Below are 11,697 nucleotides of genomic sequence, written 5' to 3'. Positions count from 1 at the left end.
TCAGTGGTCCCGGCCGCCCGACAGCAGGTGCAGCCGCAGGGCGAGTTGCAGCTCCAGCGCACGGTCGGGCTCGTTCCAGTCGCGGCCCAGCAGCACCTGGATCCGGTCGAGGCGCTGCACCACCGTGTTGACGTGGACGTGCAGTTCGTCCTTGGCCCGGATCAGGCTGCCGCCCGCGCCGAAGTACGCCCGCAGTGTGCGCACGAGGTGGGTGCCGCGCCGTTCGTCGTAGCGCAGCAGCGGGCCCAGCACCGCCGTGACGAAACCGTCCACGTCCTTCGCGTTGCCGAGGACGACGCCCAGGAAGCCGAGTTCGTCGACGCAGGCCCCTTCGCCCTCGCGGCCGAGCACCCGCATGGCGCGCAGGCAGCGCGCGGCCTCCGCGTAGGCGGCGGCGAGTTCGCGGGCGCCCCGCGCGGAACCCGTACCGGCGACCGTGACAGGCGCCTGGACGAGGTGACCGAGCTGTGCGGCGGCAGCCCGCGCGGCGTCCCGCGCGGTCGTGCCGCCGCCGTCGCAGTCGATCAGCAGCACGACGGTGCCCGCGTGTTCGGCGCTCACCCCGTGGATGTCCCCGCCGAACAGATACCGCATCGCGGCGCCGCCGAGTCTCTCCCTGGCCTCCGCCTCCGCCACCAGCAGGACATGCGGCCGGTCCAGGTCGATGCCCAGGCGCCGGCCCCGCTCGGCGAGCCCGGCCGGATCGCGCTCCGGGTCGCCGAGCAGGTCGCTGATCAGCTCGCCCCGTATCCGGTTCTCGGTCTCGGCGACCGTGCGGCGGAGCAGAAGGAGCAGGCCCGTGACGACCGCGGCGCGTTCGAAGAGCCGGCGGTCGGAGTCGTCGAGCCGGTCCGGCCGGTGCAGCACCAGGCTGGCGAGGAGCTCCTGACCGGCGAGCACGGCGCAGATCCACCGGCCGTCGCGGTGCACGGCGCGCGCCCCGTGGCGGGACTCCTCGGCGGTGCCTGCGAGCCACCCGGCGTCCATGCTGTCCGCGGCGAACCCGCTGCCGTCGGGCCGTACGGCGGCCAGGGGGCGTCCGCCGGGGTCGTGAATGGTCAGGGGGCTGTCGAGCAGCCCGGCGACGGACCCGGCGACGTCCTTCACGTCACCGCCGCGCAGCACCAGGTCGGTGAGCCGGTCGTGGGCCTCCTCGGCGCGCCGCATCGCGGCCGAGTGCGCGCGTACGGCGGCGTTGGCCTCGGCGAGTTCCGCGTTGGCCCCGGCGAGTTCCGCGAGGGCGGTCCGGGTGTCGTCCAGCGCCCGGGCGGTGTCGATGGCGATCGCGGCGTGCGCGGCGAGCGAGCAGAGGAGGGCCACCTCGTCGGGGCTGAAGACCCGTGCGGCGCGGTCGGCCGCGAAGAGGACGCCGATGACCTTTCCCGTGCCTCCCCGGCTGGAGCCGAGCAGCAGGGGTACGCCGAGGATCGCCACCAGCCCTTCGTCCAGCACACCGGCGTTGATGTTGCGGGTGTGACGGAAGCGTTCGTCGGTGCGGTAGTCGGGGGTGGCGTAGGGGCTCGCGGTCTGGGCGACCAGTCCGCCGAGCCCTTCGCCCAGTTCGAGCCGGAGCCGCTGGAACAGCACGGACACCGACCCGTCGGTCACCCGCATGTAGGTGTCCCCGGCCTCCTCGTCGGGGAGCGTGAGATAGGCGGTGTCGGTGCCCAGCAGCATCCTGGCCCGCCGCACGATCGCCTTGAGCACGTCGTCCAGGTCCCGGAAGGCCGCCAGGTCGCCGGCCGTGTCGAAGAGGGCCGTGAGCTGGAGTTCCCTGCGCCGGTGCTGGCGCAGGGCGCCCCTGATGCGCAGGGCGGTCGCGGCCGCCCGCTCCACCTCGGCCAGTTCGGCCGCGGGCACACCCGCGGCCCTGGCCTCCGAGGTGACGGCGCCCAGGTCCTCGGCGGGGGCGTCGTCGGCCAGCAGGTCGAGGAGGCGGGCCAGGAGGGGCGTGGCGGAGGGGGACGGTTCAGACATGGGCGGCCATTGTTCTTCCGGCTTCTGCGGGGTGCGGGTCGGTGGTCAGTTGGCGGTCCAGCCGCCGTCCATCGTGAGGGAGCTGCCGGTCATGTGCCCCGTGCCGGGCCCGCACAGCCACAGCACGGCACCGGCGACGTCGGCGGGCTCGATCAGCGACTTGAGGGCGCTGCGTTCCAGCAGTACCCGGCCCACCACCTCCTGCTCGGAGATGCCGTGGCTGCGGGCCTGGTCCGCGATCTGGTCCTCGACCAGGGGTGTGCGGACGTAGCCGGGGCTGACGCAGTTGCTCGTCACACCGTGCGGCGCCGCTTCGAGTGCGACCACCTTACTGAGCCCCTCCAATGCGTGTTTCGCCGATACATAGGCTGATTTGTAGGGACTCGCGCGCAGCCCGTGCACGGACGAGATGTTGACCACGCGGCCCCAGCCGCGTTCGTACATGCCGGGGAGCGTCCGGCGCAAGATGCGGAACGGCGCTTCCACCATGACACGGTGCATCAGCGCGAAGCGGTCCGGCGGGAACTCGTGCACGGGCGCCACGTGCTGCAGCCCCGCGTTGTTGACCACGATGTCCGCGTCGGCGGGCAGCGCGTCCACCGCCTCGGCCACGGAGAGGTCGGCCACCCAGGCCGTTCCGCCGATCCGTTCGGCCAGGCTCCTGGCGGCGTCTCCCGCCTTGTCCACCACGTGCACATGGGCGCCCGCGGCGGCGAGCGCCTCCGCGCAGGCCAGTCCGATGCCGCTGGCGGCCCCGGTGACCAGGGCTGTGCGTCCGGCGAGGGCGTGGGGGTCGTGCTGAGGGGTCCGGGAAGTCTCCATGGGCGTCACCGTAAGGACGTCGCCGCCCGCATCACACGGGGCCGGTGCACACACCCCGGTGCGGCTCCATGGTGGTGGCCTACATGGTGCGGCCGGCGGGCGGGGCGTCTGCCCGCCGGGTGGGCGGCGGGCGCAAGAGGAGCGCCGCACACAGCGGTGGACGACGGATGTCCGCCTGCCACATGGGCGGCCGCGGCCCCGGCTCATAGGTTCCGGCAACACCCCCCGCAAGCCTGTCCGCACATCCAGCACGTCCGCACGTCCGCACGTCCGACGAGGAGGCCCCACCGTGCGCCCACCGATCCTGCGACGCCTGTTCCGCCGCGTCGCCTCCGCCACCGCCTGCGGCCTGCTCGCCCTGCTCGCCGCGCATCCGGTCCCCGCCGTCGCCGCGCCCGCGGCCCCGGCGGCCGCGGGGCTCCAGCAGGTCACCGGCTTCGGCTCGAACCCCGGCAGTCTCCAGATGTTCGCGTACACCCCGGACAACGTGCCCGCGGGCGCGCCCCTGGTCGTCGCTCTGCACGGCTGCACCCAGTCGGCCAACGCCTACTACACCAACTCGGGCTGGACGAAGTACGCCGATCTGTGGGGCTTCGACGTCGTCTTCCCCCAGACCACCTCGGCGAACAACCCGCTGTCGTGCTTCAGCTGGTTCGACCAGGCCGAGAGCACGCGGGGCCGGGGCGAGGCGGCGTCCGTCGTGCAGATGGTCGAGTACGCGAAGCAGACGTACGGCTCCGACGGCCGCCGGGTGTTCGTCACCGGCCTTTCGGCGGGCGGCGGGATGACCGCCGACCTGCTGGCCGCCTACCCGGACGTCTTCGCGGGCGGGTCCGTGGCATCCGGCCTGCCCGCGCAGTGCGCCACCAGCCAGGCAGCCGCGCCCGGCTGCCAGACGGGCCCGCAGAAGCTCACGCCCGCCCAGTGGGGCGACAAGGTACGCGCCTCCTACCCGGGCTGGACCGGTCCTTGGCCCCGGGTGGCCATCTGGCAGGGCACCTCCGACTACACGGTCTACCCGGCGAACGCCACGGCACTGCGCGACCAGTGGACCGACGTCTGGGGCATCGGCCAGACCCCGTCCAGCACCGGGAGCCTGCCCGGCAACACCACCCGGAGCGTCTACGACGACGCGTCCGGTCAGCCCGCGGTGGAGACGTTCCTGGTGTCCGGCATGGGGCACGGTCTGCCGGTGAACCCGGGCCCGGGCGGCGAGCAGTGCGGGTCGACGGCCGCGTACTTCCTGAACACCATCTGCTCGGCGTACCACACCGGTGTGTTCTGGGGACTGGACAAGGACGCGCCGGGCAGCGGGGACGGGCTGCCCGCGCCCGCCGGCCTGAAGGTCACCGGGGTCACGGACAGCAGCGCCTCACTGGCCTGGAACGCGGTCGGGGGCGCGGCCTCCTACGCGGTGTACCGCGACGGCGCGAAGGTGACCACGACGGCCTCGACGTCCTTCACGGACACCGGGCTGACCGCCGGCACCTCCTACCGCTACACCGTGGCCTCCGTGGGCTCCTCGGGCGCGGCCGGGCCCGGCTCGTCCGCCGTGACCGCGACCACGTCGGGCGGTACGGCCCCGGCCAACTGCTTCACGGCGACGAACTACGCGCACGTCACGGCCGGCCGGGCCCACACCTCGGGCGGCCACGCCTACGCGAACGGATCGGAGCAGGACATGGGGCTGTACAACGTGTTCGTCACCCACGCCCTCCGGGAGTCACCGGCGGGACACTTCGTGATCGCGGACTCCGGCTGTCAGGCCGGGTCCTCGTAGTCGCCCCTGACCTTGCGCGGCAGCCGGCAGCCGTCCTCGACGGCCGTGAGGGACACGGCCTGCCCGGCCTCGGAGGTGTCCGCGGTGTAGTGGCGGGCGTACAGCTTCCAGCCGCGCTTGGCGAGGGTGCGGTAGGTGATGTCCTGCTCCGAGTGGCTGGAGACGAGCTCCCAGTCGTGCTGCCGCAGCCGCAGCACCGTCGCCTCGAAGGCGCCGGCGGCCTCGGCCGCCGGCGCGTCGCCGGTCCAGGGCGCGACGCACGTGCGCCAGCCGCCCCTCGGCAGTCCGGCCGTGGAGGTGTCCCCCTCCGGGAGCCCTCCGGCCAGGGCGAGGCCGGCTATCTCGTCGGCGGCCGTCCGCGTGGTGAACGGCGGCGTGGGCTCCGGGGAAGCGGCCGCGACACCTTCGCTGTCACCCACGAGGCCGCAGCCCGCCGTCGCCGTCATGAATCCGGCAGCCACGACGGCGACGGCCGCCGTGCCTCTTCTGGTTCCGCGCACTGAATGCTTCCCGCTCCGGTCGTTCCTCCCCCACGGGCACGCGCCCGTGTGACCCCCGCCGGAGTTTCGCATGGCTCTGACCTGCTGGGAAGGCCCCTCGTGTGCGCGGTGGGGCTGTCCCCCCGGAGGGGTCCGGGAGCGCCCCGGTAGAGTGGGCGGGTCGTCATCGTGCCCGTACAGGGGGAAGCCGGTGCGAATCCGGCACCGACCCAACCCCTACGCGCTCGGCTCAGCTCGAGCAGGGGAAACCCATTCGAGAGGCCCAGCCCTTCATGTCCGTACGCCGCCGCGCGGCAGCGCTCGCGTTCACCGCCGTGCTCTGTGGAGCGGCCGCCCCGGCGGCGGTCGCCGCGCCGAGTCCGTCACCCTCCACGCCCGACCTTCCGGCAGGGCTGTACGGCACCAAGGACCCGACGTACGACGGGGTGTGGCGGCAGTCGCTGGCCTTCCTCGCGCAGAAGATCGAGCTGGTCACGCCCGCCACGCAGTCGGTGGACTGGCTCGTCGCCCAGCAGTGCGACAGCGGGGCCTTCCCCTCGTACCGCGACGCCTCCGCGCCCTGCGACTCGAAGACGGTCGCGGACACCAACGCCTCGGCGGCGGCGGTCCAGGCGCTGGTCGAGCTCGGCGTGCACCGGGAGACCGTGGACAACGGGGTCAGCTGGCTGAAGTCCGTACAGAACGAGGACGGTGGCTGGGGCTACAACCCGGGCAGCCCGAGCGACGCCAACTCCACCGCCGTCGTGACCGGTGCGCTGGCACGGGCCGGTGTGCCGCTCGTCGACGTCACCAAGGCGGGCGGTAAGACCCCGTACACGGCGCTGCAGACCTTCGCGCTGCCCTGCGGGGGCGAGGACGGCGGGGCGTTCGCGTATCAGCCGGACAAGGACGGCAAGCTCACCGCCAACGCGGACGCCACGGCGGCCGCGGTACTCGGCTCGATGGGCAAGGGCATGGCCGCGGGGAACTACAACGCGGCGAAGGCGCCCGTCTGCACCAAGGGCACCGGCCTCACCGCGGAGCAGTCCGCGCAGAACGGCGCCTCCTACCTGGCGAAGGCTCTCGCCGGGTCAGGACATCTGGACCTGCCGCCGATGCCGGGCGCCGAGGATTCCGCGCCGCAGCCGGACTTCGGCAACACGGCGGACGCGGTCGTGGCGCTCGCGGCGGCCGGCCACAAGGACAAGGCGGCGCCGGCGGTCGCCTATCTGGAGAAGCACGCCCAGGGCTGGGCCAAGGAGGGCGGCCCGGCCGCCACCGCCCAGCTGGTGCTCGCCGCCCACGCGACCGGCACCGACGCCCGTGACTTCGGCGGCGTCGACCTCGTCCGGCAGCTCAACGCCACGGGCCCGGCGCCCGCCGCCACCGCCGTGCCCTCGCCGACCGCGACCGCGCCCGAGAAGCCCGCGGACACGACCAGCGACGACGAGGGACTCGGCCTCTGGTGGATCATCGGCATCGGCCTGGCCTTCGGTGCGGGCATCGGCTTCCTGCTCAGCGGACGCCGGAAGAACCAGCAGCTGTGAGGCACCCGCTCGGCAGGGCGGCGCTGCTCATACTCGTCGGCGCCGTCCTGGCCGTGCTGGGCGCGGGCAGCGCGCAGGCGGCCGGTTACCGCTACTGGTCGTTCTGGGAGGGCGACGGCGGGAAGGGCTGGACGTACGCCACCCAGGGGCCCGCCGTCGTCCGGCCGGACGACGGCGCGGTGCAGGGTTTCCGCTTCTCGGTGAGCGAGGACTCCCAGGACTCGGCGCAGCCCCGCCGCGCACCGGACTTCGGGGCGGTCTGCGCGGGCACCCCGGCGAAGGACGGCCTCAAGCGGATAGCCCTGGTCATCGACCCGGGTACGGCGGCGGACGCGCCGGACGGCGAGAAGCCGCCCGGACCTCGTACCGCCTGCGCCCGGGTGGCGCCGGAGGCGAGTACGGCGGAGGCCCTCGCCGCGGTGGCCAAGCCGCTGCGGTACGACAGCTCGGCGATGCTCTGCGCGATCTCGGGATACCCGCGGTCGGGCTGCGGTGAGCAGACCGGGGACGGCGGGTCCAAGGAGGCCACCGCCCCGGCCGGGACGTCCTCCGCCGACGACGCCGCCTCCGACGGCGCCTCCGACGGCTCCTCCTCCCCTCCCTCCTCCTCCGACGACGGCGGCGGCGGCGGCCCGTCCGTGGGTGTGCTCGCCGGCGTCGGCGCGGTGCTCGCCCTGGGCGTCGCCGCCGTGCTGCAGGCCCGTCGCCGCCGATGACCCGCACCACCGGCCCGGCCCGGCTCCCCCCTGCCCTGCGCGCTCCCGGAGCCACCCGCGGCAACGCGCTGCCGGCCGGGGCCTGGTGGCTGTGGGCGCTCGGGCTGGCGACCGCAGCGTCCCGCACGACGAACCCGCTGCTGCTCGGTCTGCTGGTGGGGGTGGCCGGCTATGTGGTGGCGGCGCGCCGCACGGACGCGCCGTGGGCCCGTTCGTACGGGGCGTTCATCAAGCTCGGGCTGGCCGTCGTCGCCGTGCGGCTCGTCTTCTCCGTCTTCCTGGGCTCGTCCGTCCCCGGCACACAGACCCTGTTCACCCTGCCCGAGGTGCCGTTGCCCGGCTGGGCCCAGGGGGTCAGGATCGGCGGCCGGGTCACGGCGGAGCAGGTGGTCTTCGCACTGTACGAGGGCGCGAAGCTGGCCACCCTGCTGATCTGCATCGGTGCGGCGAACTCGCTGGCCAACCCGGCCCGGCTGCTGAAGTCCCTGCCCGGCGCCCTGTACGAGGTGGGCGTCGCCGTCGTCGTCGCGATGACGTTCGCGCCGAACATGGTGGCCGACGTGGCGCGGCTGCGGACGGCCCGCCGGCTGCGCGGCCGTCCGACCGGCGGGATCAGGGCGGTGCTCCAGATCGGGCTGCCGGTGCTGGAGGGCGCGCTGGAGCGCTCGGTTTCCGTGGCGGCGTCGATGGACGCGCGGGGGTACGGGCGCACCGCGCAGGTCCCGCCCGCCGTCCGGCGTACGACGCATGTGCTCACGCTCGGCGGGCTGCTGGGCGTGTGCGCGGGGACGTACGGGCTGCTGGCCGCGCAGGGCGCCGTGCACGGGCTGCCGTTGCTGCTGGCAGGACTGGCCGCGGCGTTGGCCGGGATCAGGCTCGGCGGGCGCCGCTCGGTCCGCACCCGCTACCGGCCGGACCGCTGGGGGGTACGCGCCTGGCTCGTCGCCGCCTCGGGCGCGGCCGTCGCGGCGGCGATGATCTGGGCGGGCGCCGTCGCCCCGGAGGCACTTCGCCCCGGCGTCGTCCCGCTCACGGCCCCCGTACTTCCGCTGTGGCCGGCCGCCGCCGTGCTGATCGGACTGCTGCCCGCAGCGGTGGCTCCGCTGCCCCCTTCACTCTCGGACTCCAAGGAGCGCACATGATCCGGTTCGAGCAGGTATCGGTCAGGTACGAGGGCGCCGGCCGCCCCACCCTGTCAGGCATCGACCTCACGATTCCCGAGGGCGAACTGGTGCTGGCCGTCGGCCCGTCCGGTGTCGGCAAGTCGACTCTGCTGGGTGCCGTGTCCGGTCTCGTGCCGCACTTCACCGGCGGCGTGCTGACCGGCCGGGTCATGGTCGACGGCCGGGACACCCGGACGCACAAGCCGCGTGAACTCGCCGATCTGGTCGGCACGGTGGGCCAGGACCCGCTCGCCCACTTCGTCACCGACACCGTCGAGGACGAGCTGGCGTACGGCATGGAGTCGCTGGGCCTGGCCCCGGACGTGATGCGGCGCCGGGTCGAGGAGACGCTGGACCTCCTGGGGCTCGCCGAGCTCCGCGACCGGCCGATCGCCACGCTCTCCGGCGGCCAGCGGCAGCGGGTCGCGATCGGCTCGGTGCTCACCCCGCATCCACGGGTCCTGGTCCTCGACGAGCCGACGTCGGCCCTGGACCCGGCGGCGGCCGAGGACGTACTGGCGGTCCTCCAGCGGCTGGTGCACGACCTGGGCACGACGGTGCTGATGGCCGAGCACCGGCTGGAGCGAGTGGTGCAGTACGCGGACCAGGTCCTCCTGCTGCCCGCGCCCGGCGCCGCGCCGGTGATGGGCGCCCCCGCGGACATCATGGCGCTCTCGCCCGTCCGGCCGCCGGTGGTGGCCCTGGGCCGGCTGGTGGGCTGGGATCCGCTGCCGCTGTCGGTGCGTGACGCCCGGCGCCGGGCGGTGGACCTGCGGGAGCGGCTGGCCGGTGTGGAACCGCCGGCCCGTGAGGACCCGGCGGACGCGGTGGTGGCTCCGCTCCCCGAACGGGCCGCGGCCCGCCCCGGTCTCCTGGGCCGGCTGCTCGGCCGCCGCAACGGGGCGGCGCCCGCACCGGCCCCGGTCCAGGACGCCGTCACCCGGGTCGAGGGACTCGGGGTGCGGCACGGGCGGGTCCAGGCCCTGCGCGGGGTGACGCTCACCGTCACGCCCGGCGAGACCGTGGCCCTGATGGGCCGCAACGGCGCGGGCAAGTCGACGCTGCTGTCGGCACTCGTCGGGATGACCGCGCCCTCCACGGGTTCCGTCCTCGTCGGCGGTCTGCACCCGTCCCGTACCTCGCCGGGCGACATGGTGCGCCGGGTCGGGCTCGTCCCCCAGGAACCGCGCGACCTGCTGTACGCGGACACGGTCGCCGCCGAGTGCGCGGCGGCCGACTCCGACGCGGCGGCGCCCGCGGGCAGTTGCCGTGCGCTGGTCACCGAACTGCTGCCGGGCGTGCCCGACGACGTCCATCCCCGCGATCTCTCGGAGGGCCAGCGGCTCGCGCTGGCCCTCGCCCTGGTGCTCACGGCCCGGCCCCCGCTCCTCCTCCTCGACGAGCCGACGCGCGGCCTGGACTACGCGGCGAAGGCGCGGCTCGTCGGCGTACTGCGGCGGCTGGCCGGTGCGGGCCATGCCATCGTCCTGGCGACGCACGACGTGGAGCTGGCGGCGGAGCTGGCGCACCGGGTGGTGATCCTGGCCGACGGTGAGGTGGTCGCCGACGGCCCGGCCCGGCAGGTCGTGGTCTCCTCACCCGCGTTCGCCCCGCAGACCGCGAAGATCCTGGCGCCGCGTGAGTGGCTCACCGTCTCGCAGGTACGCAAGGCTCTGGAGGGCCTCGCATGACGGCCGGGTCCGCCCGCCCGGTACGGCTCGGCCCGCACGCCGTCGTCGCGCTCGTGCTGATCAGCGCGGTGGGGCTGGTCGCGTTCGGCTGGCCGCTGCTGGCGGGAGCGGGCTCCGGTCTCGCCCACGCGCAGGACGCGCCGTGGCTGTTCGCCGCCCTGCTCGTGCTGCTCGTCGGGGTGGTACTCGCCACGATCGCGGACTCCGGCCTGGACGCGAAGGCCGTCGCGATGCTGGGGGTGCTCGCCGCGGTCGGCGCGGCGCTGCGTCCGCTGGGCGCGGGGACCGCCGGCCTGGAACCGATGTTCTTCCTGATGGTGCTGAGCGGCCGGGTGCTGGGTCCCGGATTCGGATTCGTGCTCGGCTCGGTGACCATGTTCGCCTCGGCGCTGCTCACGGGCGGGGTCGGGCCGTGGATGCCGTTCCAGATGCTGTCGATGGGCTGGTTCACCATGGGCGCGGGCCTCCTGCCGGGTGCGGACCGGCTGCGGGGCAGGGGCGAACTGCTGATGCTGGCGGCGTACGGGTTCGTGGCGGCGTTCGCGTACGGCACGGTGATGAATCTGTACGGCTGGACGATCGTGCCGGGCCTCGGTTCGGGAATCTCCTTCGTCGCCGGCGCCCCGGTCCACGAGAACCTGGTCCGCTTCCTCGCCTACTGCGCCGCCACCTCGCTGGGCTGGGACCTGGGCCGCGCCGCCCTCACCGTGGCCCTGACCGCGGCGGTCGGCCCCACCCTGCTGAGAGCCCTGCGCCGGGCGACGCGTCGCGCCGCGTTCGACGCACGGGCCGGCTTCGACGCCCCAGCGGACTGATCATTCGGCCAGTGCGTGCTGCGCGGCGAGCCTGACGGGGGCGTTCCGGGCGCCGTATCCGTCGTATCCGCCGCCGCGCTCGACGAGTTCGAAGAAGACGCGGCCGGTCGTCACGGTGTAGCAGTGCCGGAACTCCCCCTTCTCGTCGCGGTCGTAGAGGATGCCGAGCTCGCGGTAGGTCTCCAGCTCCCCGGGGGCGAACTCGTGGTGCGCGGCCAGGTCGTCGTAGTAGTTGGCGGGCACCGGCAGCAGCCGGGAGCCGGCCGCGAGGGCGCGGCGGACCGTGGTGACGAGGTCGTCGGTGAGCAGGGCCACGTGCTGGGGGCGTCCTCCTCGGGCCGGGTCCTCGGTGGGCGACGCCCCCACACCCAGGGCGATGCGCACGGTGCCGTCCTCGTTGCTGGCGGCGCGGCTGCGGAGCAGCCCGTACGGGTCGGCGAGGTCGACGCTCGCGTGCGGGCGGAGGCCGAGCACACCGCGGTGGAAGAGGGTCGCCTCGTCGAAGTGGTGCCAGGGCTGGGTCAGCGCGACATGGTCGACCCGGGTGATCCCGATGGGGGCGGGGGTGTGAGGGGTGGGCGCGAAGTCGCCGGTCCAGCCGGAGCGTCCGGCGTCTCCGGACCTCTGGCCGTCCCCGGGCCCGTCGGTGACGCAGAAGAAGAACTCGGTGCCGTCGGGCGCGGCCACGGCGTCCAGCGGGGCGTCGC

The 11,697-nt window shown here is 74.5% G+C and carries 10 protein-coding genes; 6 read left to right on the top strand and 4 right to left on the bottom strand.

From position 1 onward, the window contains the following. On the bottom strand, positions 1-1,977 hold the full coding sequence (locus BFF76_RS08025) for a helix-turn-helix domain-containing protein (protein WP_065847784.1): 1,977 nt from the start codon (positions 1,975-1,977) through the stop codon (positions 1-3). A gap of 45 nt (positions 1,978-2,022) precedes the next feature. Continuing rightward, the gene (locus BFF76_RS08020) at positions 2,023-2,799 is read right to left on the bottom strand and encodes a 3-hydroxybutyrate dehydrogenase (RefSeq protein ID WP_065847782.1); all 777 of its coding nucleotides are present in this window, start codon (positions 2,797-2,799) and stop codon (positions 2,023-2,025) included. A 289-nt stretch (positions 2,800-3,088) separates the two neighbouring features. On the opposite strand from BFF76_RS08020, the gene BFF76_RS08015 reads away from it, so the two are divergent. Beyond that, positions 3,089-4,579: an extracellular catalytic domain type 1 short-chain-length polyhydroxyalkanoate depolymerase gene (locus BFF76_RS08015; RefSeq protein ID WP_065847780.1), complete on the top strand. Its 1,491-nt coding sequence runs from the start codon at positions 3,089-3,091 to the stop codon at positions 4,577-4,579. Here BFF76_RS08015 and BFF76_RS08010 read toward each other — a convergent pair. Further along, positions 4,561-5,079: a hypothetical protein gene (locus BFF76_RS08010; RefSeq protein ID WP_234351748.1), complete on the bottom strand. Its 519-nt coding sequence runs from the start codon at positions 5,077-5,079 to the stop codon at positions 4,561-4,563. The genes BFF76_RS08015 and BFF76_RS08010 overlap by 19 nt on opposite strands. A 272-nt stretch (positions 5,080-5,351) precedes the next feature. On the opposite strand from BFF76_RS08010, the gene BFF76_RS08005 reads away from it, so the two are divergent. From BFF76_RS08005 to BFF76_RS07985, 5 genes are read left to right on the top strand one after another with little or no spacing between them, the layout of a single operon-like run. Further along, positions 5,352-6,605 carry a prenyltransferase/squalene oxidase repeat-containing protein gene (locus BFF76_RS08005; protein ID WP_065847778.1) on the top strand — a complete coding sequence of 418 codons (1,254 nt, stop codon included), beginning with the start codon at positions 5,352-5,354 and terminating at the stop codon, positions 6,603-6,605. Continuing rightward, a complete protein-coding gene (locus BFF76_RS08000) occupies positions 6,602-7,321 on the top strand; it encodes an SCO2322 family protein (RefSeq protein ID WP_065847776.1) in 720 nt (239 codons plus the stop codon). The genes BFF76_RS08005 and BFF76_RS08000 overlap by 4 nt, the downstream gene beginning before the upstream one ends. Continuing rightward, positions 7,318-8,463, top strand: a complete 1,146-nt coding sequence (locus BFF76_RS07995) for a cobalt ABC transporter permease (RefSeq protein ID WP_065847774.1) — start codon at positions 7,318-7,320, stop codon at positions 8,461-8,463. Before BFF76_RS08000 ends, BFF76_RS07995 begins: the two co-directional genes overlap by 4 nt. Then, positions 8,460-10,175 carry an ABC transporter ATP-binding protein gene (locus BFF76_RS07990; RefSeq protein ID WP_065847772.1) on the top strand — a complete coding sequence of 572 codons (1,716 nt, stop codon included), beginning with the start codon at positions 8,460-8,462 and terminating at the stop codon, positions 10,173-10,175. The genes BFF76_RS07995 and BFF76_RS07990 overlap by 4 nt, the downstream gene beginning before the upstream one ends. Continuing rightward, complete coding sequence (locus BFF76_RS07985; RefSeq protein ID WP_031099273.1) at positions 10,172-10,990, top strand: ECF transporter S component; 819 nt, start codon at positions 10,172-10,174, stop codon at positions 10,988-10,990. The genes BFF76_RS07990 and BFF76_RS07985 overlap by 4 nt, the downstream gene beginning before the upstream one ends. Here the strand turns inward: BFF76_RS07985 and BFF76_RS07980 are convergent. Further along, the coding region (locus BFF76_RS07980; protein WP_208604828.1) for a VOC family protein at positions 10,991-11,697 on the bottom strand (707 nt) is incomplete at its 5' end.

The sequence above is a fragment of the Streptomyces mutomycini genome (genome assembly GCF_001700505.1).
GTDB classification, from domain to species: domain Bacteria; phylum Actinomycetota; class Actinomycetes; order Streptomycetales; family Streptomycetaceae; genus Streptomyces; species Streptomyces mutomycini.
The sequence above is the reverse complement of the archived record's forward strand: the minus strand, read 5'-3'. Positions and strand labels throughout refer to the sequence as shown.